General features: G+C 44.8%; 21 protein-coding genes. 10 read left to right on the top strand and 11 right to left on the bottom strand.

Annotated features, from left to right (window positions below; all coding sequences use genetic code 11):
• Positions 1–47 precede the first annotated feature (47 nt).
• Together NI466_RS05745 and NI466_RS05740 are read right to left on the bottom strand one after the other, a co-directional pair.
• On the bottom strand, positions 48–1,883 hold the full coding sequence (locus tag NI466_RS05745) for a tetratricopeptide repeat protein (RefSeq protein WP_253147380.1): 1,836 nt from the start codon (positions 1,881–1,883) through the stop codon (positions 48–50).
• Between the two features lie 98 nt (positions 1,884–1,981).
• Positions 1,982–2,752 carry a tRNA threonylcarbamoyladenosine dehydratase gene (locus tag NI466_RS05740; protein WP_253145749.1) on the bottom strand — a complete coding sequence of 257 codons (771 nt, stop codon included), beginning with the start codon at positions 2,750–2,752 and terminating at the stop codon, positions 1,982–1,984.
• 182 nt (positions 2,753–2,934) lie between these two features.
• Between NI466_RS05740 and NI466_RS05735 the strand changes: the two genes are divergently transcribed.
• Positions 2,935–3,186, top strand: a complete 252-nt coding sequence (locus tag NI466_RS05735) for a hypothetical protein (RefSeq protein ID WP_253147381.1) — start codon at positions 2,935–2,937, stop codon at positions 3,184–3,186.
• Between the two features lie 36 nt (positions 3,187–3,222).
• Here the strand turns inward: NI466_RS05735 and orn are convergent, their stop codons facing one another.
• On the bottom strand, positions 3,223–3,780 hold the full coding sequence (gene orn / locus NI466_RS05730; RefSeq protein WP_044109923.1) for an oligoribonuclease: 558 nt from the start codon (positions 3,778–3,780) through the stop codon (positions 3,223–3,225).
• A gap of 125 nt (positions 3,781–3,905) precedes the next feature.
• Between orn and rsgA the strand changes: the two genes are divergently transcribed.
• The 4 genes from rsgA to secB all read left to right on the top strand — a co-directional run bounded on the left by rsgA (position 3,906) and on the right by secB (position 6,238).
• Positions 3,906–4,964 carry a ribosome small subunit-dependent GTPase A gene (gene rsgA, locus NI466_RS05725; protein ID WP_004278384.1) on the top strand — a complete coding sequence of 353 codons (1,059 nt, stop codon included), beginning with the start codon at positions 3,906–3,908 and terminating at the stop codon, positions 4,962–4,964.
• Positions 4,965–5,057: 93 nt separating this feature from the next.
• Positions 5,058–5,465 carry a rhodanese-like domain-containing protein gene (locus tag NI466_RS05720; protein WP_004647440.1) on the top strand — a complete coding sequence of 136 codons (408 nt, stop codon included), beginning with the start codon at positions 5,058–5,060 and terminating at the stop codon, positions 5,463–5,465.
• A 21-nt stretch (positions 5,466–5,486) separates the two neighbouring features.
• Entirely contained in the window at positions 5,487–5,741 is a 255-nt protein-coding gene (grxC, locus tag NI466_RS05715) for a glutaredoxin 3 (RefSeq protein WP_004278388.1), read from the top strand.
• 38 nt (positions 5,742–5,779) lie between these two features.
• Entirely contained in the window at positions 5,780–6,238 is a 459-nt protein-coding gene (gene secB, locus NI466_RS05710; RefSeq protein ID WP_004647439.1) for a protein-export chaperone SecB, read from the top strand.
• 175 nt (positions 6,239–6,413) lie between these two features.
• Here secB and NI466_RS05705 read toward each other — a convergent pair whose 3' ends face one another.
• The 7 genes from NI466_RS05705 to NI466_RS05675 form a co-directional block, all read right to left on the bottom strand.
• Positions 6,414–7,220, bottom strand: a complete 807-nt coding sequence (locus tag NI466_RS05705) for an enoyl-ACP reductase FabI (protein ID WP_180181437.1) — start codon at positions 7,218–7,220, stop codon at positions 6,414–6,416.
• A 127-nt stretch (positions 7,221–7,347) separates the two neighbouring features.
• Positions 7,348–8,169, bottom strand: a complete 822-nt coding sequence (locus tag NI466_RS05700) for a TatD family hydrolase (RefSeq protein ID WP_253147062.1) — start codon at positions 8,167–8,169, stop codon at positions 7,348–7,350.
• Positions 8,166–9,128, bottom strand: coding sequence for an RsiV family protein (locus tag NI466_RS05695; protein ID WP_253147064.1), 963 nt, complete (start codon positions 9,126–9,128; stop codon positions 8,166–8,168). Before NI466_RS05695 ends, NI466_RS05700 begins: the two co-directional genes overlap by 4 nt.
• Positions 9,129–9,172: 44 nt before the next feature.
• The gene (locus tag NI466_RS05690; RefSeq protein WP_253147065.1) at positions 9,173–10,000 is read right to left on the bottom strand and encodes a hypothetical protein; all 828 of its coding nucleotides are present in this window, start codon (positions 9,998–10,000) and stop codon (positions 9,173–9,175) included.
• Positions 10,001–10,111: 111 nt separating this feature from the next.
• Positions 10,112–11,704 carry a peptide chain release factor 3 gene (locus NI466_RS05685; RefSeq protein ID WP_004647433.1) on the bottom strand — a complete coding sequence of 531 codons (1,593 nt, stop codon included), beginning with the start codon at positions 11,702–11,704 and terminating at the stop codon, positions 10,112–10,114.
• A gap of 143 nt (positions 11,705–11,847) precedes the next feature.
• Entirely contained in the window at positions 11,848–13,701 is a 1,854-nt protein-coding gene (locus tag NI466_RS05680; RefSeq protein ID WP_253147067.1) for a putative bifunctional diguanylate cyclase/phosphodiesterase, read from the bottom strand.
• A gap of 434 nt (positions 13,702–14,135) precedes the next feature.
• Positions 14,136–16,322, bottom strand: coding sequence for a carboxy terminal-processing peptidase (locus NI466_RS05675; protein WP_253147069.1), 2,187 nt, complete (start codon positions 16,320–16,322; stop codon positions 14,136–14,138).
• Positions 16,323–16,522: 200 nt separating this feature from the next.
• Between NI466_RS05675 and nagZ the strand changes: the two genes are divergently transcribed.
• On the top strand, positions 16,523–17,545 hold the full coding sequence (nagZ, locus tag NI466_RS05670; protein ID WP_129716387.1) for a beta-N-acetylhexosaminidase: 1,023 nt from the start codon (positions 16,523–16,525) through the stop codon (positions 17,543–17,545).
• A gap of 123 nt (positions 17,546–17,668) precedes the next feature.
• Positions 17,669–18,532, top strand: a complete 864-nt coding sequence (locus NI466_RS05665) for a class I SAM-dependent methyltransferase (RefSeq protein ID WP_253173025.1) — start codon at positions 17,669–17,671, stop codon at positions 18,530–18,532.
• A gap of 27 nt (positions 18,533–18,559) precedes the next feature.
• On the opposite strand, the gene NI466_RS05660 is transcribed toward NI466_RS05665, so the two are convergent.
• The gene (locus NI466_RS05660) at positions 18,560–19,897 is read right to left on the bottom strand and encodes an alpha/beta fold hydrolase (protein WP_253173024.1); all 1,338 of its coding nucleotides are present in this window, start codon (positions 19,895–19,897) and stop codon (positions 18,560–18,562) included.
• Between the two features lie 322 nt (positions 19,898–20,219).
• On the opposite strand from NI466_RS05660, the gene NI466_RS05655 reads away from it, so the two are divergent.
• From NI466_RS05655 to pta, 3 genes are all read left to right on the top strand, one after another.
• Entirely contained in the window at positions 20,220–21,485 is a 1,266-nt protein-coding gene (locus NI466_RS05655; RefSeq protein ID WP_253173032.1) for a glutamate-5-semialdehyde dehydrogenase, read from the top strand.
• A 450-nt stretch (positions 21,486–21,935) separates the two neighbouring features.
• On the top strand, positions 21,936–23,156 hold the full coding sequence (locus tag NI466_RS05650) for an acetate/propionate family kinase (RefSeq protein WP_004729551.1): 1,221 nt from the start codon (positions 21,936–21,938) through the stop codon (positions 23,154–23,156).
• A 54-nt stretch (positions 23,157–23,210) separates the two neighbouring features.
• Positions 23,211–25,349 (top strand): phosphate acetyltransferase, encoded by a 2,139-nt coding sequence (gene pta / locus NI466_RS05645; RefSeq protein ID WP_253173023.1) that lies wholly within the window; start codon positions 23,211–23,213, stop codon positions 25,347–25,349.
• Positions 25,350–25,369: the final 20 nt, after the last annotated feature.

Here is a 25,369-nt window from a genome sequence, read left to right as displayed (position 1 = left end):
AACCGCTGCCCGACAGCGGTTTTTTAGCTCGTATGATTTGAGTCAGTTTATTTCATTTGCAAATACGCATTCACATTTTTCAATAATTCATTAGATCGCTCATGCCCGAGCAAACTGCCTTTTTCCAGCCAGTCTTGTGCGATTCCGATATCACGCTCCACGCCAATTCCCTTGATATATAAACGTCCAAGATGACTATAGGCATCTGCATTCACCTGTGCTGCCGCCTGCTGATAATACTGCACGGCTTGCTCAATATTGCTCTCAACACCTTGACCTTGCTCATAGGCTTCACCCAGAGCATTCAGTGCCACACCATTCTGCTGAGCGGCTGCTTTTTGCAGATAGCTCAAGCCTAAGGCAATATCCTGCGCAATCTGTTGCCCTTTAAGATACTTTAAACCCAATTCCGCTTGTGCCTGGGCATGATTCAATTGTGCAGCCTGATGCAGATAGCGATTTGCCAACTCTGCATTATTGATAAACACAGGATAAATGCCTGACAGAGCTTGGTACAGGAACCATGCCGCCTCTTTCGAACCTTTCGCAACCGCCTGATTGAGGTACTGGACAGCTTTATCACGTGTCGGCAATGGATATTCAGCCAGACTATAAAACCGGCCGACGCTATAAATCAGATCCGCCTCAGACTGAGCCACAATCTGCCAATACTGTTGTGCCGCGTTCTGGATCATTTGTGTGGCTTTGCCCGTATCTTTAACTGTGCCTACACCGTTTAAATAACACAGCGCCAGCCCCATCCCTGCAGACACATCATCAGGACTAAGCTGATAGGCAGCCTGATATAACTCAAATGCTTTTTGCGGTTCATTGGCTACCAGGTGCTGCTCAAAATACAGCGCAGCAATCATGCATAATGCAGGCGCATGCTGACTGTTGGCCGCTTCCGACCAGTAACGAAATGCCATGGTTTCATTTTTATCAACATACCAGCCATGAAAATAAGCCAGTCCGATTAAGGTCTTGGCGTGTGCATCGGCGTGTTCTTTGGACTGCTGCAATAAATGCTGGAACACGCGCTGACGCTGGTCGGTATCGATACGACCTTGTAATACACCAGCATAATAGTCATACAGACCTTTCTGGTCACCGAGACTGATACAACGTTTAATAAATTGCAGCGATTGCGTCAGGTCTTGGGGCAGAATCTGACCATGCGCATAATCATCGGCGATTTGCTGATTGGCAGCCAAATGATCTTGCTGTGCCGCCAGAAACAGATAATGAATTCCTTGCACTAAATCTTGGGTTGTTGAATCTGCCAGATAATACTGGGCCAGCTGATACTGCGAATTGGCATGACCCTGTCCGGCATTTTGAATGAATAATGCCAGACGCTGTTTTTCTGCAGTCATCTCGTTTTGAGGATGGTCTTCGGTAGAAGAAAGTTCAGTGATGCGGTACTGGGCATCCAGATTGCCACGTGCTACCGCATGTCGGTACCAGTACAGAGCTTTATCCGGGTCAGCCTGTTGATACGCCTCCCCTTCATGAATCTGCCCCAAATGATAGGCTGCTTCATCACTGCCCAAGCGAAAGGCTTTGTCCAGGTAGCTGATGGCTTTTTCAGTATTTTGCTCATGCCCTAGACCTTGCAGATGCATTAGGCCCATACCTACATAGGCTTGTGGAATTTCCTGTTGCTGAGCCAGTCCCTGATAAATCTGATAGGCACGTTCATAATTCGGATGTTCCGGATCTGAACTCAAACGTGCTGCATGTTTCAGTTGAGCATCAATCTGCTCAATCCATAAATCATGTTGTACAGCCTTCGCCTGATCACGTTTCACCGGATCCGGACGTTTCCACATCCAGATCGCCAACGCCCCTATCCCCAAAATCAGTACCAGCAAGAACCACATAGCTGCTCCAAAACATTATTTTTGTTCTGCGAATGAATCCTTTCATTCTAAACGCCAGTTTAAAAAAAGCACATAGATTGTGCTTTTTATTTTTTAAATCAGGCTTTTGCTCTTTTACTATCGAGCTTTTTCAAACCTTCTGCCACGGCAACCATGGCAAAGCTTGAAGTTACCACCACGGCAGAACCATAACCACCGCAGCGCAAGCCGGCACTAGCACACACATCGGCACTGGAGAATGGATTATCGATGGAATAGACACAAGTAATGCCGAATTTTTCTTTGGGCTTTTTGCAGATGCCTTTGCTGCGTAACTGGGCACGTAATTTGGCCAGCATCGGATCCTGTTCGGTTTTAGATAAATCGGCGACCCGAATTTTCAGCGGGTCCAGTTTACCCCCTGCCCCGCCCGATACAATTAAAGGAATCTTGTTAAAGCGACAATGTAGCATCAGAGCAAATTTGGCTTTGACATCGTCAATACAGTCGAGGATTAAATCTGGATCACCTGCTAAAGTTTCTTTGATATTTTCAGGCGTCAGGTAATCATCAATCAGATTAATTTTAATGCGTGGATTAATTGCGCGGCAACGCTCGGCCATGACTTCAATTTTTTCATGACCCAAGGTGGTACTCATGGCAGGTAACTGACGGTTAATATTAGACGCGGCCACCACATCCATATCGACCAAGGTCAGCTCGCCCACACCACTACGTGCCAGTGCTTCTACCGCCCATGAACCTACGCCCCCGATACCAATCACCATCACATGACTTTTTTCATAATGGTTAAAGCTGTCTTCTCCATAAATTTTGGCAACACCAGCAAAACGGCGGTCATATTCATCATCTTGAAGCAGGTCGGTCATAGGTCATCTATAGCAATAAAAATACCGGATCATTTTAGCAAAATCCGCTTTTCTTTACCGCCACTAAATTTTTGATCGATTTAAATGACATTCAGATCAGATGAGAGCGACAGCTCACTCGTAATTGATTAAAATATCAACAAATTAATTCTATGTCATTTGGCTAAAAGGAGTGGAATGTCATGCTATTTAACACCCTTTTGGGTTTGAACATACTTTGTATCGGGCTTTATTTTTATGTTCTGATCAGCCAAAAAAACAAAAATTATTATCTCAGTATTCTCATTCGTTTAATGACTTTAGGATTATTTGGCTTGGTTATTTTCGATCGTTATGAAACACAGAATCATCTGATTGTGTTATTACTCTTGTGGGTAGGCTTTGAAAGCATGGAGCAGTTTTACGCTAGAAAAAAATCCAGTTCAGTAAAATAAAAAAGAGGCTTGCGCCTCTTTTCAATTCATCGGAATTTAGTCTTTATTCATGATAAAGAAATATTGACGATAATATTTCAGTTCTGCAATCGAATCGCGAATATCATCCATCGCCAGATGCGAGGCATTTTTCTTGAGACCGCTCATGATTTCCGGGCGCCAGCGTTTGGCTAGTTCTTTCACTGAAGAGACATCCAGATTACGGTAATGGAAATACTGTTCCAGTTCAGGCATCAAACGGTGCAGGAAGCGACGATCCTGACAGATCGAGTTACCACACATCGGTGAAGATTTTGGATTGACCCATTTTTTCAGGAATTCAAGGGTTTGCTGCTCGGCATCCTGAGCGGTCAGTTTACTGCGACGCACACGCTCAATCAGACCGGACTGACCATGCTGGCGAGTGTTCCACTCATCCATAGCATTTAACAGACGTGCAGGCTGATGTACCGCAAGCACAGGACCTTCAGCCAAAATATTCAAATTGTCATCGGTTACAATTGTTGCAATTTCAATAATTTGATCATTGTCTGTGTCTAGACCTGTCATTTCAAGGTCAATCCAAATCAGGCGGGTATCAGCGGTGCTGCTCATAAATGTGCAATCTTATTGGGTTTAAAAACAACTATAGTAGCAAATTAATTACATCTTGGGTGTCATTCGGGGGCTGCTTCATGCTATTTTTGCCATCTGATTTACCCGGTTTTTTTAGGATATGAATGGCCTTAATACGTAAGCGTCGTCTGACAGAGCAACAACAGCGCCGCATTCAGAAACAACAGAAAACACGTCAAGAAGATCTCGATACCTCCAGTGATCTTGAAGGTTTAGTGGTGCAACATTATGGCCGCCAACTTGAAGTGCAAGCTTTGTCTCGCCCTGACATTCACCCTGAAAAACCTGTGGTCGCCGATGGTGAGCCTGAACCTTTCTGGAAAGAGATTGAACTGGACAGCGTCTGGCGCTGTCATACTCGAACCAATCTGGATTTATTGGTCACGGGTGACCGGGTCAAATGGCAAGCCGATCCGAATACCGGTTTAGGAATTATCACCGCGATTCATCCCCGAAAATCCTTATTGACACGCCCCGACCGCTATCACAAGGTTAAACCGGTAGCGGCCAACATTTCACTGATTGTGATCGTGTTTGCACCATTGCCTGAGCCAGCGCCGGGCCTGATCGACCGTTATCTGGTGGCCTGTGCCGATGCCGATATTCCTGCATTGCTGGTGATGAATAAAGCCGATTTGTTAAAAGAAAACGATCCGATTCTGACTCTGCTGCAAGAATATCAAGATCTCGGTTATGAAGTGATGCAGACCCAATCCGATGGCGACCTGACTGCACTGTCTAATCGTCTGGAAAATGAAACGGTGGCTTTCGTCGGTCAATCTGGTGTGGGTAAAAGCACGCTGATTAATGCGATCGTGCCGGATGCCGCACAGAAAACCAATATTATTTCGGAAAACTCGGCACTCGGTCAACACACCACGACGTCAACGCGCTTGATCGGTTTTGGTGAAGGTGCGGCCCTGATTGACTCTCCGGGAATTCGTGAATTTGGCCTGTGGCATCTGACTTTAGATAAGGTACAAAGCGGCTTTCCTGAAATTGAAAATCTGCTCGGCCATTGTCAGTTCCGTAACTGTACCCATAAGCATGAAAAACAATGTGCTTTGCGTCAGGCTGCGGCCGAAGGTGAAATTTTGCCGCGCCGACTGGACAGCTATTTACGTTTAATCGACGAAATCACTGAAGCACAGCAAAAAAATTAATTTTCTTAACCCTTGGCCCTTGAAGCGGTGATTTTGATCACCATATTTATGAGCTATACTCTTGGCAATTTTAAAATTGTAATTAGGTGAATTGTGGAACGTTGGTTCGAGTTTATGGGGAATCACCCCTTCTTATTTGGAACACTCGCGGTATTAGTGGTTTTGTTCTTCATTATCGAAGGTCAACGTAACGGTCGCAAAATTTCTCCGCAATCGCTGGGAATTTTAGTCAAAGCAAAAAATGCCATGCTGGTTGATCTACGTGATGCCAAAGACTTCCGTGAAGGTCATATCAGCGGCAGCCGTAATATTCCATATAGCCAGATTACAAAACATGTTGAAGAGCTGAAAGCATCTGATCGCCCTTTGGTGTTCATTTGTAACCTTGGACAGGTGGCTGGTACTGCATTACAGCAGGTTGGTCATGCCGATGCCTACCGTCTTGATGGCGGCGTCAGCAACTGGAAAGCTCAAGGTTTACCTTTGGTGAAAAGCAAATAATCCACGAACAGGAGATTGATCATGGCTGAAGTTACTATTTACTCGACGACAGTGTGTCCTTATTGCGTGCGTGCAAAACAGCTACTGGAACGTAAGGGTGTGGCATATAAAGAGATTAACTTGTCTCAAGAAGCGCCTGAAGTACGTCTTGAATTGATGCAGCGTACCAATCACCGTACCGTGCCACAAATTTTTATTAATGATCAGTTCATCGGTGGTTTTGACCAACTTTATGCTTTAGAGCGTGAAGGCAAACTTGATGAATTGCTGGCTTAACCTTACTAAAATTATCACTTCATATTAAGGATCAAAAAATGAGTGAAGAACAACAAGCTCAACCACAATTGGCATTAGAGCGTATTTATACCAAAGATATTTCTTTTGAAGTTCCTGGGGCGCAAGTTTTTACCAAGCAATGGCAACCTGAGTTAAACATCAATCTTTCTTCTTCTGCAGAAAAAATTGATGAAACTCATTTTGAAGTAGCTTTGAAAGTCGTGGTTCAAGCGACCAACGAAGGTGATACCGCGTTTATCGTTGATGTAACTCAAGCCGGTATTTTCCTGGTCGATGGCGTTGAAGAAGAGCGTCTTCCATACATCCTTGGTGCTTATTGTCCGAACATCCTGTTCCCGTTCCTACGTGAAGCAGTAAACGATATGGTGACTAAAGGTAGCTTCCCACAATTACTATTGACTCCAATCAACTTCGATGCTGAATTTGAAGCCAATATGCAACGTGCGCAAGCCGCTGCTGTAGATGGTCAAGCTTAATCGCTGTCCTTCAAATCAAAAAAAGACCGCTTATGCGGTCTTTTTTATTGCCTTGAGTGGCCTCCCCCTTTATCAAAGGGGGAATGAGGGGGATTTTAATCATTTCCTCACTCAGAGGAAGAAGTCATTCCCCTCTCTCTAACTCTCTCCCTGAGGGAGAGAGGACTTATAAGATTTATTCTGCATCCGCCATTAAATCAGCGCTCATACCAACAGTGTTAAAGCCGGCATCAACATACAGGATTTCACCGGTAATCCCGTTGGCCCATGGCGAGCACAGGAATAATGCGGCATTACCGACATCTTCAATTGTCACATTACGTTTTAAAGGTGCAACTTTCTCATTCAGGTCCAGCATTTTACGGAATGATTTAATACCTGAAGCTGCCAAGGTACGGATTGGACCCGCAGAGATCGCATTCACACGAATCCCTTCCTGACCTAGGCTAGACGCCAAATAACGTACCCCTGCTTCTAAAGAGGCTTTGGCCATACCCATCACGTTATAGTTTGGCATTACACGCTCAGAACCTTGATAGGTCAGCGTCAGTAAACAGCCTTGACGAACTTGCAGCAAAGGTTTTGCCGCACGTGCCATTGCGATAAAGCTATAGGCACTGATGTCATGCGCAATATTAAAACCTTCACGATCCGTGATTTCGGTGAAGTCACCATCCAGCGTATGTGCCGGTGCAAAACCGATAGAATGCACTACGCCGTCCAGACCATCCCAGTGTTTGGCCAGTTCAGCAAATGCATAGTCAATTTCAGCATCTACTGCCACATCACAAGGAAAAACCAGTTTCGAACCAAACTGTTCAGCAAAGTCATCTACCCGCTTTTTCAGCTTTTCATTTGGATAAGTAAAAGCCAATTCAGCACCTTCACGATGCAATGCTTGAGCAATACCAAAAGCAATCGATAATTTACTCGCAATGCCCGCGATCAAGAAGCGCTTACCCGCCAAAAGTCCTTGTGCCATGTGAATCTCACCTAAAAAAATGTATATGGCATGATGCCAAGTCTGGAGCATTTTAGAAATTGCATAATGCACCTTTTTTTCTATTTATGATGAACTGGGAATTTAAGACCGAGTTAAGAGCGTTAACTTAAATGGCCAGATGCAGGGCCTGATAAGTATTTTGCCAGAGCTGCTGTGCCAATTCTTCTTTGTGCATATGCAGACTCTTTGCCAGCCCTTGCAACACATAAGGTAAATTGGCAGGTGTATTTCGGGTACGCTGCTCGGTCGAGCGTTGACAACAAAGTGGCGTCATATCCGGACAGTCGGTTTCCAGCACCAGATGTTCTGGTCCGACATACTGCACCACTTGATGCAGTTTTTTGGCATTTGGATTGGTAATTTGCCCCGTGATACCCAGTTTGAATCCCAGTTTGATAAAGGCTTTGGCCTCTTCGATACCGCCACCAAAGGCATGCGCGATGCCGCCCTGTTTAAATTGCTGCTGTTTTAAAATCTGCAAAACCTCAGCATGCGATTTGCGGATATGCAGCAAAACCGGCTTATCGAATTGATGTGCCAATTCAAGCTGTGCAGCAAAAAAATCTTTTTGCTTTTGAAAAATTTCCGCTCGTTTATGCTGTTTTAAAAAGGTATCCAGACCGATTTCACCAATGGCAATACAGTGCTCATTTTTAAGCAGTTGCTCCAGCTCCTGTAAATGATCAGTCTGATGCTGTTCAATATAAAATGGATGCAAGCCCGGTGCTAAATGACTTTGCGGTGCATTTTCCAGGTCATTGATAAAGTCATGAGTTCGTAACAGATCAGCAAAACGGTTTTGCAAAAAACCAATTAAAACCAGATGCTCGACACCTACCGCTTTGGCCGCATACGCCAACTGTTCCCGATCAGAATCAAAATCGGGAACATCAAAATGGGTATGTGTATCAAACAGTCTTAAGGTCATTTGGCTTTTTCAGCAGGTGCTGGCTGTGCCTCAGAGGCAACTTTTTCAGTTTGAGGCAGATATTCGGATTTCAGTACACCTTGTAACTGTTCATAAGGAATCATCAGACGTGGCAAGCCAACCACATATGGCCCAATTTCATATTCGTCATATTGCAAGACCAGACCTTGTTGGGCCAGATAAAAATTATCAGTGAGTTTGAACTTCCAGGCCTGTTCATATTCCGCCACATCTTTAGCCAGCTTGGATTCTACCACCCAGTTTTTAAACGCATCATAAGCGCGTGCTTCCAGTTGGGCTTTCTGTTTGGCCGCAATAATGTCATTCAGCTTGACCAGTTTTTTCTGCTCCAGATCAAAATTATAATAAGTCTGTGCAGATGCGCCGTGTGCTCCTCCCAAATAGTAACTGCTGTTTAGAACTACGGTCGCCAATGGATCTCCTGAATTCAGAATCTTGGGCTTAATCATCAGACTGATGCTATGACTGGCGCTCAGGGCTTTAAGCTCCTTATCCAGATTTAAAAAAGTCTGCATATAGGGCTGGGTTTGCTGCTCAAGCTGCTGTTTCGGTGTGGTCACTGTGGCCAAAGCCGCTTTGGGTTCAGAGGCAGCCGCTTCTGCTTCGCTGGCAGCGCTCACTTTTGCCGGTTCAATCGCATCAACAGACAGGATATTTTTCAACTGTTGCAGAATCTGCTGGTCGATCCATTCATCAATAAAGCTCTGATTACTGTTCAGACGTTCAATCGAAATTTCCGGACAGCTTTTGTCTTCACATTCTGGCATCGCCAGCTTGAGCTTTTCAGTATCGCCGCTGAGTTTAAGTGCTTCAGCTTCGGCTTGTACCGCCTCGGAAGCACTTGAGTCTTCCGGCTCATTACTCTTCGGCTGGCAGGCACTCAGCAAGATTGCTGATGCCAGGATGGATAGACAAAAGATATTCTTGTATTTTGGCATTCATTCACCTTTTTGGAACCTGTAATCTCGCAGGATCATGAGCTTTAAAACATATGCTGATAGATATCAGCTTTCAAGACCTGTTGTGTTTGTTGTTTTGTTAAATAGATATCCAGTTGTTTGGCGTCTTTGCTAATTTCATGGCTGCGAAAATGCAGTCCAATGCCTTCCTGATCAAAGAACCAGTCAGCCTGTCCCCAATACAGTTTTTTCGGTGCTTTCTGCTGAACTTGCTGATCATTTTCTTTGAGCCATGTCTCATAGGCTTGCTGAATAATCTGATCCATCAGCAATTGCTGTTTAGAATCGACGATATCCAGTGGGGTCAGCATTTTCTGCTGGCGACGATCAGCCACAAAAAAATAATAGCGCTCATGCACGCTGACATTTTCCTGTTTGGTATCGACCCCGATCTGCATCAATACATATTGATTGCGTTGGTAAGGAATACGGGTATAGAGCGATAATCCATAAGCTTTGTTCAAATTGAGCTGCGCCTGCCAGGCATCCGATTTTTTTACATAGGCATTGATGGCCTGCTGTAAATTCATGTCCTGTTTCAAACCGATTTGATCCTGGATCACTTTGGCCTGCTGCTTTTCAATCCACTGGTTCATCCATGGATCAACCGTATGCAAGGTCTGAATATCCAGATTAATACAGTTTTTATTTTCACAAAATGGCAAGGCAATTTTGGCCGGCTGCTCTTGAATATTCAGATAAGGTAAAACATCTGCGGTCTGCTGAGCTGCGGTGATTTTCTCATTTTGCGGAGTATTAACAGGCTCTTTTTCACTTTTATCACAGCCACTCATCAGGACAAGACTTAAACCAATCACAGAACCGAGGACGACTTCCTTGCTGAGCTTCATTCTCTTTGCTATATCTATCGAGTTATTAATTGCTTAAATGTAGCATAAAATAAAACAGCTTCCGGAGAAGCTGTTTGATATTTTTAAACTTTAGCTGCGAAGCCTGAAAGTTTAGTGTTCACGCGTATTGTGGAACACGATGTCTGGATAACGTTCTTGCATGAGCTGCAAATTCACTCGGCTTGGCGCAAGATAAGTTAAATGACCACCGCCATCCACGGACAACTGGTCATGGGCTTTTTTCTTGAATTCGTTGAATTTCTTCTCGTCATCGCAAGACACCCAACGTACTGTGTTGATGCTGACCGGTTCGTAAACACAATCAACTTTGTATTCTTCTTTCAGACGGTAAGCCACCACTTCAAACTGTAGCACACCCACAGCACCCACGATCAGGTCGTTGTTATTCTGCGGCATGAATACCTGGGTTGCCCCTTCTTCAGAAAGTTCTTTCAGACCTTTTTGCAGCTGCTTGGATTTTAGCGGATCTTTCAAGCGGACACGACGGAACATTTCAGGCGCAAAGTGTGGGATGCCGGTAAACTGAAGTTTCTCACCCGAGGTAAATGTATCACCAATCTGGATGGTGCCATGGTTATGCAGACCAATAATATCACCCGGCCAAGCTTCTTCCAGATGCTGACGATCACCGGCCAAGAAAGTTAAGGCATCGCTGATGCGCACATCTTTATCCAAACGTACATGCTTCATCTTCAAGCCTTTTTCATACTTGCCTGAACAGATCCGCATGAAGGCAATACGGTCACGGTGTTTCGGATCCATATTGGCCTGAATCTTGAAGACAAAACCGGTAAAGCCTTCTTCATCCGCTTCTACCACACGATCTTGGGTCGGATGGGCTTTAGGAGATGGTGCATATTGACTGAAGGCATCCAGAACATGGTCGACACCAAAGTTACCCAAGGCTGTACCGAACAACACAGGCGTTTGACGACCGGCCAGGAATTCTTCACGGTCTAAAGGCTCATTGGCCATTTGTACCAGTTCCAGCGATTCTTCAAATGCCGCCCAAGCCAACTCACCGACTTTCTCGCGAAGATCAGGATAGTCATAACCATCACGCACTTCGATCTCAGTAATGACTGAACCGAAACCGGCTTTATACACGTAGAATTTTTCTTCGATTAAATTAAATACACCGGCAAAATCACGGCCAGTACCGAGCGGCCAGGTGATCGGAACACATTTAATTTTCAGAACGTTTTCGATTTCATCCAGAAGCTCAAGCGGTTCACGGATTTCACGGTCCATTTTGTTGACGAATGAGATGATCGGGGTATCGCGCATACGACACACTTCCATCAATTTAATGGTTCGGTCTTCGACACCTTTTGCACCATCAATCACCATCAGCGCCGAGTCTACCGCGGTTAGGGTACGGTAGGTATCTTCCGAGAAGTCTTCATGTCCCGGGGTGTCCAGAAGATTGATCATCTTGTCTTTAAAAGGGAATTGCATTACCGAGGTCGTAATCGAGATACCACGCTCTTTTTCCATTTCCATCCAGTCCGATGTTGCGGCCCGGTCAGATTTACGGCTTTTTACCATCCCGGCAACCTGAATGGCCTGACCCCATAACAGCAATTTTTCTGTCATGGTGGTTTTACCGGCATCGGGGTGGGAAATAATAGCGAACGTACGTCGCTGGGCGACTTGTGCCGCCAGTTCTTGCTTAAAGCTCATGAAATATACCTACTGCTCAATGCACAGCATTCGAGATCAAATTCGATCAATATGAAAAAAATTGGCGATATTGTAGCAGAGTTTCAGGGTGGAGTTCCGTGAGCCATATTGTCTATCCTGACGCTCAATCAATTAGAGCGCTATTAATGGAATTGTAAATTTTCTAAACGTTGTTCATCTACCGGCAAGCCCAGCAAAAAGCCTTGTAACTGTTCACAACCGAGCCGGGTTAAAATTTCTGCTTGCGCTTCTGTTTCAACACCTTCGGCGGTCACCACCAAGCCCAGTTTTATGGCCAGCTGAATAATGCTTTCCAGAATCATTTCCTCTTTGGAGCCGACTGCCAGATTTTTGATAAATTCCCGGTCAATTTTTAACTCATCTACGGCGAAATTCTTTAAATAGAGAAAACTGGAATGCCCTGTACCAAAATCATCAATGGCTAGACGGATGCCCATTTGTCTTAAGCGCTTAAAGCTGCGCATACTCACATCAATATGATGCATGGCAGTCGATTCAGTAATCTCGATCATTAAATGCTGAGGACTGATTTTATATTGTGCAAATAACTTTTCTAAAGTACTAAACAGATGCTTATGTTCAAATTGTACCGCAGACAAATTGACCGCGATAGGGAAAAATTCAGTATGTGTCCGTTGCCATTTTTGAATCTGCTGACAAGCCAGTTCCAATGCCCAATAGCCCATTTGAATAATCAATCCAGTTTTTTCAGCCGCATTGATAAACAGATTCGGGCCGAGCAAACCAAACTGGGGATGGTTCCAGCGAATTAATGCCTCTACCCCACACAAGCTACGATCCTTGGTCCGAAACTTGGGCTGATAAAACAGCACAAACTGCTGCTCTTCCACGGCTTTATATAGGTCATTAATCAGGGTGCTTTGGCTTTTGCTTTCATCCTGGTCGGTAGAATAATTAAAGACTGAATAGGTATTGCGTCCCTGATACTTGGAACTCAGCATCGCGGCATCAGCATTGACCAGCAGATCCTGTAAATTTTTGCCGTGCTCCGGATACATGGCAATACCAATACTGCCCGAGATATGAATACTCTTGCCTTCAATCAGGAAACTTTCCTGAATCAGTTCAAGAATCTGTTCTGACATTTTTGCAGCTTTGGCGACTGAAGTATTTTCCAGTACCAGCAGAAATTCATCCCCACCGATTCTGAGCAGCTTGGAATGATGGCCTAATAACAGATGAATCCGCGTGGTCAATTGAATCAGCAACTGATCGCCGACCAGATGGCCAAACACATCATTGACTGCCTTAAAACGATCCAGATCGATATATAAAAAAGCAATTTCATGCTGCTGTTCGGACTGACCTGAAAACAGCAGATTTGCATATTCAGCCAGATACAAACGGTTAGGTAATTTGGTCAGATTGTCCTGAATGGTCTGATTTTCAATTTGTTGATTGGCCCATGCAAGCTGACGGTTGCGTAATCCCACACGCAGTTCGGACACGATGATACACATCAGCGTCACCAACAACAATCCGCTCATAAGTACCACGGCCAGAAATAGCTGATCATGTGCCTGAACTAATTCCGGTGACTGTTGCATATGGGCGGCAGTAAAATTGAATGACATCATGCTAATAGAGTGCATGCCAAAGATGCTGAGTGCGATCACACCTAATACGAGAACTGACCGGAAAAATGACCAGGTACTTCTGGTACTTAACCAGAGGATAAACATAGATGCAATGCATATCACCAGAACAGACAGGAGCATCAGGCCCAAATCCATCTCATATTTATTCAGCACAAAACTTGCTGTCAGCCCAATAAAATGGATCAACCATATGAATAGGCCCAATAGCATGGTGGTTAGCATTAAATTGAAGGTTTTAAAGTTTAGCTGTAAAGCGCCTGAAGCAAATTTTTTAATCCGTGCGATGAGATAGCAAGCAACCAATGCAGAAAGAATGGACCCGATGAACAGACCAATATCATGCTGAATATCAATCATAAAAAATGTTCCCCATCGGTGATCATTTTTATTATTCTCTGCACTGATATTTCCATTTTCACCCGATCAAATTTGAACTCAGTAAAATCTCAAGACTGACTATCCATGCAAGCCAATTGGTCTGCAACAACATCAGTCTTAACTAAAATTTAGAATTTATATTTCTTTCTTTTGAAGTTGAGAATTGCCCCAAAAATAAAACTCAACAGAAAAATAAAATACAACTTATATATTAGAAGTGTTTCAAATTTAAGCAAATATTTAGCTTCATTTTTTAGCTCATTTATTCGATCACCATCACAATTTTTTTCTTTTTATTTAGACAGATGGCACTTCATAGCAAAATTTTATTTGGATTTTTGTGCAGATTTACAAAATAAAAAAATAGCCTGTCGAAACAGGCTATTTTTATCAACGATCAATGAGGCTAAAACTTAGGGTTTTGCCTGTAATTTGGCATAGTCCAGTAACACATTTGCCGCTTCAATCACAAACGCTTCTTCTTCAGGCAGAGCCGGACGTTCTTTGGCCTTCATCTTGGCACGTGTTTCAATCAAGGCATCCAGTGAAGCCTGATAACTTTCCCAGTTTGGATAAGGTTTCAGACCTGTTGCAGCACGACGAGTGTTTTCTGCGTCCAGCGTTTTTTGCTCCATGGCAATCAACTCAGCTTTACGCTGTTGCAAGTCCAGTACCTGACGTTTCTCTTCTTCGGCTTTCTTCATCACGGCTTTACGCTGTTCTAAATACTTGAACTGAGAATCCAGTGTGACCCGTTGCTGAGAAAGTTTGGCCAATTCAGGGACGTATTTCTGTACAGCCCCTTCACGTTTAAATGGTGCCGTTGGAATGGTATCCCACTGCAAGGCATTTTTAGCCTTACGCTCACCAAACTCTTCGTTATAAATATCGACCAGTTTAATGTCTGGAACGACCCCTTTATTCTGGGTACTGCCACCGGTCACACGGTAGAATTTACGCTGCGTCAATGTCGCCTGACCATGCGCCAGACTATCCAGTTGCACCTGTGCTGTACCTTTACCGGTGGTGGTACTGCCAATCACAATCCCGCGTTCATAATCCTGAATCGCAGCAGAGTAAATTTCACTGGCCGATGCAGAGGCCAGATTCACCATCACTGCCAGTGGACCTGCATAAGTTTGTGCACCGCCATCATCATCTTCAAAGACGCTGACATTACCATTGCCATCACGGATCTGCACCACTGGGCCAGACTTGATCACCTGCCCCAACATACGTGCCACTTCTTCCAGTGAACCACCTGGGTTATTCCGTAAATCGATAATAATCCCAGCAACATTCTTCGCTGCCAGCTCTTTCAAGGCCTTGTTGGTATCTTCAGATACCGAGCGATAATCGGTACCAGCACGGCGTGCGCGATAGTTCAGGTAGAACGATGGAATTTCGATCACACCATATTGATATTTCTTGCCATCGCGTTGAATGTCGACCACACGTGTACGCACACCGGCATCTTCTTCCTGAATCACGTCACGGGTAATGGTCACATTACGTGCCTGCCCCATGGCAGCACCCGCACCGAGCAAGCGTAGAGTGACTTTCGTGCCACGTTTACCACGAATCAGACCGACAATTTCATTACTTGGCCAGCCAATGACATCGACCATTTGCTCGCCGTCTTGGGCTACACCAATGATACGATCACCTGATTTAACTTGACCGGATTTGCTGGCCGGACCACCTTCAACGATGGTTTCAATCTTGGTATAATCTTCATTGCCACGCTCCGGACGAATCGATACGCCGACGCCTTCCAGCTGTAAAGTGGTCTGACGATTCAGCTCCATCGCATCCACAGGCGGGAAGTAATTACTGTGGGGATCATAAGTCAGCATCATCGCGTTCAGTGTCTTGTCGAGCACATCATCACTTTTGACGCGGCTGAGACGTTCCAGTTGACGGGTATAACGCTTGGTCAAGGTTTGCGCAGGCGTTAGATCTTCAGGACCAGTCAGGTCTTGTCCATTGGCCAATTCCGGATTGGCTTTCAGCGCTTTCTGCTTGGCCAACTCCTCTTCTTTACTGATGGTCAGATTGATCAGCTGAGACACCAGCATTTTTGACCAGTGCGCACGCTGTTCAGCCTCAGTTTTAAAGAATGGCGCTTTCTCACGATCCGTTTCGATATAAACATTTGGCTGATTCAGATTCTGCGGTTTTTTCAGCTCATTCAACATATAGGTGTAGAACTGGTGCAAGCGCTGTTGATATTGCGCATGCATTTCATAAGGACCAGACAAATTGCCGGCTTTCAGATTGGCACCAAAATTGGCACCATAGCGTTTCTTATAGTTTTCAACTTCGGGGGCCAGAAACAGACTGTGTTCCGGATCAAGACTATCAATATAGAAATCAAAAATACGCTGTGAAGTCTGGGCATCCAGACGCATATTTAAATAGTGCTGACGGTCAACCAGGGTTGCCAGCTGACGTGACACCAGCGCCTGCTCTTGAGATGGCTGAATTGCTTTACTGACCACTTCATTACTATTGGCCGCAATCGCATCATTCACTACATGGGTAAAAAATAATCCACCTGTCGCAATCGCAACTGCGCAAGCTATAGTTTGAAATTTCATAAATAATTCGTACTTCCTTGGCCTAGAGACCAATGTGACCGTGTTGCTTTTCGACCAGAATTTAACGTATTCAGCATCTTAAACAACTTAATATGTTTATGTCGTGTAGTTTTATCATATTCTGTGCTGACAAAGTGTAGCAAATCATTGCAGAATTCAGGTATTGTTTTCTCCGAAAAACTCTAAAACGGATTCCGCATATGATTGGCGCATTGATGCTCGACATCGCAGGCACAACCCTCACTCAAGAAGATATTGAACTATTAAGTGCGCCGCAAGTCGGTGGAGTGATTTTATTTGGTCGCAATATTGAATCTCCGGCGCAAGTCCGTGCTTTGACCGATCATATGCGTCAGGTGCATCCTGATATTTTAATTGCGGTAGATCAGGAAGGCGGTCGTGTCCAGCGTTTAAGACAAGGCTTTACCCTGCTGCCTGCCACGGGGAAATTTGGCGAACTTTATACGCGCGATCCACAGCGTGCCCTAGAGCTGGCTGAAAAATGCGGCTGGCTGATGGCGACTGAAGTGCTGGCTGTCGGCATTGATTTCAGCTTTGCCCCAGTACTGGACTTGAATGACATCAGTGATGTGATCGGTGATCGTAGCTTTGCCCAAAATATCCAGGACATTATTCCACTCGCCAGCGCATTTCTAAAAGGTATGAAACGTGCCGGTATGGCTTCAACTGGTAAACATTTCCCCGGTCATGGCTCGGTCAAAGCGGACTCGCATGTTTCTGCAGCAATTGATACGCGCTCTTATACAGAGATTCAGCAAAAAGATATGCAAACATTTATACAACTGCAATCACAACTGGATGCGCTGATGCCGGCTCATGTCATCTATAGCCAAGTTGATCTAAATCCAGCCGGATTCTCTGAATTCTGGATTCAGAAAGTTTTACGTCAGGAGCTTGGTTTTGACGGTGTCCTGTTCTCAGATGATTTAAGCATGCAGGCCGCCTGTGTCGCAGGCGGTGCCGATGCCCGAATTCAGGCCGCCCTTAAAGCTGGTTGTGATATGGGTCTGGTCTGCAATGATCGTGCAGCACAATGTATTGCACTAGAAGGAATTGAAGATTTGCCCCTCCCGAACCAGCAACGCCTGGAACGCATGCGCGGCAACATCCCGAACATCCAGATTGGTGATGAACTGGATCTGGGTGAAGAATGGCGCGAGATCCGTGATGAAATACTGGCATTTAAACAGCAATCCAGCTAAAACTTTTTAAATCCAATCAATATGAAAAAGGGACACGACAAGGTGTTCCTTTTTAATTATAGTAATGAAAAGGTTACACTATTATTCAATCAACTTAAAAATAACAATAAGGTCAGAACAAATATGACAGACTCACTTTCGCAACATCGCCATATTTCTTTTACGGCGCACTATACCGGCTATATCTGGTATCAAATGGGAATCTCACATCCAGCCTTTGCTACATCCAAAGGCAAGTTTCTGGCCAAACTGCTTCATCCCCTTGAATCCTGGGCAGAACGCCATGTCGGTGGTAGCATGCGGACTACACTTAAGCAGCGCCATCAGATGATTGATGAGCATTTGTGTCAACTAATTGAGCAACATCCACAACTTCAGGTTCTTGAAATTGCCTGCGGACTATCTCCACGCAGCTGGAATTTCAGACAGAAATTCCCCGAGATTAATTATCGTGAACTGGACCTGCCGGATATGGCCAAGATCAAGACGCAGGCTTTACAGCAGATCGATCAGTATGCCCCTGAAGTCCTGACTGCCGATATTTTTAGTGAAGAACTGGACTGTATTTTTCAGATGTTTGACCGCAACCAGCCCTTAGTGGTCATTAGCGAAGGACTGATTAATTATTTTGATCAGCAGATGTTAGGTATTCTGATGCAGGGGATTACAGAAAATGCGCAGTATTTCCCGGCAGTTCACTATCTCAGCGATATTTATCCTGAACCGGTGAAAAATAAACTGGCGAACTTTATCTGGAGCAGTAGCCGTCTACTTAAATTCATGTCTCGCAGTGCGTTTACCTTTCATTTTAAATCCCCCCAAGAACTGCAGCACTTTTTTCAAGATGCAGGATTTGACCAGGTTGAGGTACAACAACCACAACGTTATTTTGCCGAGCCTCGTCAACAAAACCCGACTCATGAACAGGATGAACATTTGGGTGATCTGGTCTGGATGATTCATGCCGTGAAAAAAAACAGCGTTTAAGTACGCTGTTTTTTAAAGATGATGTTTTTAAATTGCCGCATCAAATACTTCAGTTTGTGACAGTACTTTTTGCATTTGTACAAAGCGTAATAAGCGTTCTGCGACTTCAAAACTGCCATGTTTGAATAAGGCACGCAGCTGAGTATCATCCTGTTCAAAGATTAGGCATTCAATCTGAAATTCCCCTGTTTCATCTTCCAGATGCAAGGCCAAATCACGTGGATAAGTTGTTGCATGCGCAGCCTGTTCTGCATCTAACTCCAGCAATACTCCGAAGAAATTCATGTCCACAATCTCTGCTTTTAAAATGAGATCAGAATGACGATGACTGAGGAAACGCTGTGAATCTTGCACCTGAATCCTCTCTTCACCGCGACGTTCAAGCTGCTGTATCTGTTCGCGAGTGAATGGAATAATTCCTTCCAGTTGATCCACAGGCTCATCACACAAGAAAGTTGCAAACAGATGCATGGTTTCTTTACGACGTTGTAACTGCGGTACATGATCGGCGCCTGCAATTTGTACATACTGCATATTCGGACATTGCAGGGCAAAATTGGCATTCTCATGTGGCAAGGTAAAACTGTCATATTGCCCACATGCCACCAGCACTTTGCACTGTGGAATCGGCACATTGGTCAGACGTAATAAACGGTTGCAATTGATATCATAACGATCCTGTTCGGTGGCCGTAAATTCCGCCATCTGTTTAAAGAATAAACGCTTTGCAGTCGGTGACATCCGGGTTTCTGTTAAACGTGCATGATTGACCAGATATAAAATCACGGCCTGACCAAATTCATCCATACGCTGTTCTTTCATTAGATGCAAAGACTCTTCCAGCAGCATTCGCCAGCTTTTACGGGTTTTCTGCATCACACCCATCAGAATCATCCGATCGACCAGTTCAGGACGCTGATCTGCCAGACAGGAAGCCACCACTGACCCCAAGGACATGCCTAGAATTGCCACTTGCGGCAGCTGCATCTGTTCCAGCCAGCGCCCCAGCATCGCAGCAAGGTCTTCAAGCTCCAGTGTTCCGGCAGACAGACCTGTGTCGACATTACTAATCTGCTGGTTGGCCCCCATGGATGGTAGGTCAATCAGAATAATGGGGCCTGCATCAAAAAGCTGTTCTACACAGTATTTGTAGGAATTAAAATTCTGAAAAGCTCCCCCAATAATCACCATGGGTCTTAAATGTAAGGTATCCGGACGGGCGATCGCCATATATTCGATTTTCCAGCCATCCATCCAGGTGGTGCGTGGTGGCTGCTTAAAACTGTGCTTATCATAAAAATCAAAAAAACCATCGTGTCTATGTTGTTCCAATACATGGGCGTCCATGTGGATAATGGAATTCATATTCCTTTTCCTCCGTCCTTGCCTTATTTTTATTGTGCAAGTCATGCTTAACAGATCTTATAATTCAGGCACATTCCGGTGTGCCTGAACACGCATCCTGCTCTTTAATAATTATAAATGACATCAATGTCGCGTGTTTCATTCTATACAGAGCTGCTTTTCACAAGCAACCGCTTCAGTAACCACTTATCTGCTTTTAAACAGAAAACAATTTCAAAATGTTTAGAAGTTTGCGAAAACAGATGATTTTTAACAGATGGGCTTCATTGTGCAGCAGCAGGCTGTTAATATCGAAATGAAATTTCTAAGTGATCAAACCGCTATGCAAGAGTCTATTGAACAATACATGCAAACGGTAGGACAGCAGGCACGCCAGGCGTCTCGCATTTTGGCTCGCGCGTCCACCCAAATTAAAAATAATGCGTTATCTGCTATTTATACGGCTTTAGAAAATAGCCAAACTGCTATTTTGGCTGTTAACCAGAAAGATATGACTAAGGCGCATAACAGCAATCTGGACTCAGCCCTGCTTGATCGCTTAGAACTCAACCCCGCACGCTTTAAAGGTATGTTACAGGGCCTAAAAGATGTCATTGGCCTGAAAGATCCGATTGGTGAAATTAGTGATATGGCTTATCGCCCATCCGGGATTCAACTGGGCAAGATGCGTGTGCCTTTGGGTGTGGTCGGCATGATCTACGAATCACGTCCTAATGTCACGTTGGAGGCTGCATCACTCGCGCTCAAATCAGGCAATGCCATTATTTTACGGGGCGGCTCAGAAGCTCTGGAATCGAATCAGGCAATTGCAGTCGCGATTCAGCATGGTCTGAAAGTCGCAGGCTTGCCTGAGGCTGCCGTACAGGTCGTGAATACGACTGACCGCGCTGCAGTGGGCCAGTTGATTACCATGACCGAATATGTGGATGTGATTGTGCCTCGTGGCGGCAAGAGCCTGATCGAACGGATTACCGAGGAAGCACGCGTACCGGTCATCAAACATTTAGATGGCAACTGTCATGTCTATGTGGAAGCTCAAGCGGACTTGTTGAAAGCCTTGCCGATTGCGCTCAATGCCAAAACCCATCGCTATGGCGTATGCAATGCCATGGAAACCCTGCTGGTCGATGAAAAAGTCGCTGAAGAATTCTTGCCACGCATTGCAGAGCTATACCAAGAGAAAAAAGTTGAACTGCGTGGTTGCCGGGAAACCCAGCTTATTCTTGGAGATGCAGTTATTACGGCCACTGAAGAAGACTGGTATACCGAGTATCTGGGTCCGATTCTGGCGATCAAAGTTGTTTCTGGTATAGAAGAAGCCATTGAGCACATCAACAAATATGGCTCGCATCATACTGATTCCATCATTACGGAAAACTACAGTCTGGCTCGCGAATTTCTGGCGGGTGTAGATTCAAGTTCGGTCATGATCAATGCATCTACTCGTTTTGCAGATGGTTTTGAATATGGCTTAGGCGCAGAAATCGGGATTTCGACCGATAAAATCCATGCTCGTGGCCCAGTCGGTCTTGAAGGCCTGACGTCGCAGAAATGGATTGTCTTTGGTGATGGTCAGATTCGCCAATAAGTATTCAGATCGCTCATTTAAAACAGCCTCATAAATGAGGCTGTTTTTTATGGACAGAAAAATTGACACTGAAATAGATGGATTAGAACCTTCCGGTTATTTTATTGATGAATCTCTTTATAGAATTGTATGTAAAAACAATATTTGCCTTTTCAGGCGCTAAACTAAAGAATTAATCTGTTCTAAAATTAAATTTAAGCAGAGTTTAGTATTCTTATTGATGATATTTTCAGCATCATTTTATTTATAAATGAAAACTATGAACTGATAAATTTTAGTTATTATTGTTAAATCGGTCGATAATGCTTAAGTCTAATCTGCTAAAGTCTATCTAGGACAGAAAAAAAACAAATGTTAAAACATATTCATTGATCTGGATTGCTGCTTCATTGCCTGCAATTGGGTCAAGCAAATGGACGAGAATTTTAATTAAAAATTGGGTAATCAATCGTGTCTAAATCAGTATTAGTTATTAATTGTGGCTCTTCTTCAATCAAGTTTGCATTACTTCTTGAGGAGCAGAATTTCCGTATTCATGGTTTAGCTGAGAACTTAGGCACAGAGAATGCTCGCATTAAAGGTGTGACAGTTGGCAATGAGCCGGTCGATATCCACATTCCATTTGCTGACCACAAAAAAGCACTCGAAGTCGGTCTGGAACGTCTAGCCAACTACCGTCCGGATGCGATCGGTCACCGTGTGGTACATGGGGGCAGCCTGACCAAGGCTGAACTGATCAATGACGAAATTATTGAAAAAATTCGTGAAGCAACACCGCTTGCGCCATTACACAATCCGGCTCATCTGATTGGCATTGAAGCTACCAAACGTTTATTCCCGGAATTACCACAGGTGGCGGTATTTGATACTGCCTTCCACCAAACCATGCCAGCGCATGCTTATCGTTATGCCCTGCCGAAATTTTTATATACCGCTCATGGTGTACGTCGCTATGGTTTCCACGGGACTAGTCATGCCTATGTTTCAGAGCGCGGTTCTGAACTGGCAGGCAGTTTCAAACAAGGTGGCTGGTTAACCGCGCATTTAGGTAATGGTAGCTCGACCTGTGCCGTTTGGAATGGGAAAAGTGTAGATACCTCAATGGGCTTAACCCCGCTTGAAGGCATTGTTATGGGCACACGCAGTGGCGATGTCGACCCAAGCCTGCATAGCTTCCTGGCGAAAAACCTGGGTTGGGATATTTATAAAATTGACAAGATGCTGAATAGCCAAAGTGGTCTTTTGGGTCTGTCTGACCTGTCGAATGACATGCGTACCCTGATTGAAGCTTCAGAGCAAGGCAATGAAGATGCCGCACTGGCGATTGAAGTATTCTGCTACCGTTTAGCTAAATCTCTGGCAGCGTTGAGCTGTGGTCTGCCACGTCTTAATGGTCTGTTCTTCACTGGCGGTATTGGCGAAAATTCAGCCTATATCCGCGAAAAGACCATGACTTACCTGCCCCACTTCGGCTTCAATCTGGATAAAAACGCCAACAATGAATTGAAACGCGGTACTGAAGGTCGGATCGATTCAGGTACAGGCCCACAAATCTGGGTAGTGCCAACAGATGAAGAAGGCCGTATCGCACAAGAAGTTCAAAGTGTGGTTGAACTTGAGGTGGAGCGCAATACTGCAAAAAAGTCTAAAGCTGAGGTAACGCCTGCATAAGCAGGCTTAGCCACTTTTTAACTGATTTTTATTATTCTGCGACTGACATAACTTATGAAAACAATTTTATTGGTTCCCACTGGGGAAGGCGTAGGCTTAACTTCTGCATGTTTGGGCCTGATTTATGCACTGGAATGCCAAGGGGTAAAAGCTGGTTTCCTGAAACCTTTTGCCCAGGAATTGAATGAAATCGAAGACCGAACCACGGCTTTGTATCGTCATATTTCTCAAAGTGAAACTGTTGAACCCATCCGTTATAGCAAAGTCTTGCAGCAGATCAATCTGGGTGAACAGGATGAATTGCTTGAAGAAGCGGTACGTCTGCATCGTCAAATCGCCAAACAGCATGACCTGATTATTGTCGAAGGTCTGCTGCCAAATACTCAGGACAGTTTTGCCGATGATTTGAATGCTTCACTGGCACAAGCTCTTGATGCCAAAGTTATTGTGGTCAGCAATGCCAATATTCAGCAGCCAAGCCAAACCGCAGACAAAGTTGAACATCAGCTGCGTAATTTTGGTGGCGCTAGCTCTACCCGTCTGACAGGTATCATGTTAATGCGCACCAAAGGCCTGCCTGAAGAATCTGCGCAGATTCCTGTCACGCTGAATCCAGATTTACGCCTTAAAGCTGAAACCGCCGAATTTATTACAGCTATTCAGCAGACGCATCCGCATATTGGTTCTGAAAAATTGCCAGTGATTGGCTTGGTGCCTTTCAGTAAAACCTTAAGTGTGCCACGCATGTCTGATCTGGCTGCCCATATTTCTGCTTACTGGATTAATGAAGGCGAAGCCAAACAGCGCCGTGTGCAACACAGTAGTCTGATTTCAGCCAATATTGAACATGAACTACATAAGTTTGTAGCTGGCGAATTAATTATTAGTGCCTCTGACCGGATTGATGTATTACTGGCAAGTAGTCTGGCCAGCAGTAATGGGATTCCTTTGGCCGGTCTGGTGCTGACTGAACATCAACAGCCAAATGATCATGTACTGGAATTCTGCCAGGCTGCCATCAAGCAAGGTTTACCGATTTTACATACACCACTCAGCACGTTTGAAACCGCACAAAAACTGGCAAATCTCAGCAATGAAATTCCAGTGGATGATACCGAACGTGCAGATCAGGTGACACGTTTTGTTTCAAGCCATATCAATCCGGAATGGCTGAATCAAATGTTGAATGGTTCTTATAAGCCACGTCTGTCACCTTCCGCTTTCCGTCATGAACTGGTACAGAAATCGATTGCTGCGAAAAAACGTATTGTACTGCCAGAGGGTGATGAACCGCGTACCGTACAGGCTGCGGCCATTTGTCAGTCCCGTGGCATTGCGCAATGTATTTTGCTAGCGAAGCCTGAAGCTGTGCTAGAAGTAGCCAAAGCGCGCGGCATTGAATTGCCTGAAGATCTGGAAATTCTTGACCCGGATTTGGTGCGTGAAAACTATATCGACAAGATGGTCGAGCTGCGTAAAGGCAAGCTCAATGAACTGCAAGCCCGTGAACAACTACAAGATACGGTAGTACTTGGCACCATGATGCTGGCACTGGATCAAGTCGATGGCCTGGTTTCTGGTGCAGTACATACCACAGCAAATACGGTACGTCCTGCTTTTCAGCTGATCAAGACTGCTCCAGATTATTCTCTGGTATCTTCCGTATTCTTTATGCTGTTGCCAGATGAAGTCTATGTGTATGGTGACTGTGCGATCAATCCGGACCCTGATGCAGAACAGCTGGCCGAAATTGCAATCCAGTCCGCCGATTCTGCCAAAGCCTTTGGTATAGATCCACGCATTGCCATGATTTCCTATTCGACAGGAACTTCGGGTACTGGCGCTGATGTGGAAAAAGTCGCGGAAGCTACACGCATTGCCAAAGAACGTCGTCCTGACCTGTTGATTGATGGGCCATTACAATATGATGCAGCATCGGTGGAAAGCGTGGGGCGCCAAAAGGCACCTAATTCACAAGTGGCTGGACGTGCCAATGTATTTATTTTCCCGGATCTGAATACCGGTAACACGACCTATAAAGCGGTACAACGTGCTGCCAATGTAGTCAGTGTTGGACCAATGCTGCAAGGCTTGAATAAGCCGGTCAATGACCTGTCGCGTGGTGCCTTGGTCGATGACATCGTGTTTACCATTGCCTTAACCGCGATTCAGGCCGAGCAGCAAGAAGCTTAATACTTCTTAAATTTAAGTTT

The organism is Acinetobacter lwoffii (assembly GCF_024129595.1).
In the GTDB taxonomy this organism is placed as follows: Bacteria; Pseudomonadota; Gammaproteobacteria; order Pseudomonadales; family Moraxellaceae; genus Acinetobacter; species Acinetobacter lwoffii_O.
Note: the sequence above shows the minus strand (reverse complement) of the source record. Positions and strands in the feature narration are given on the sequence as shown.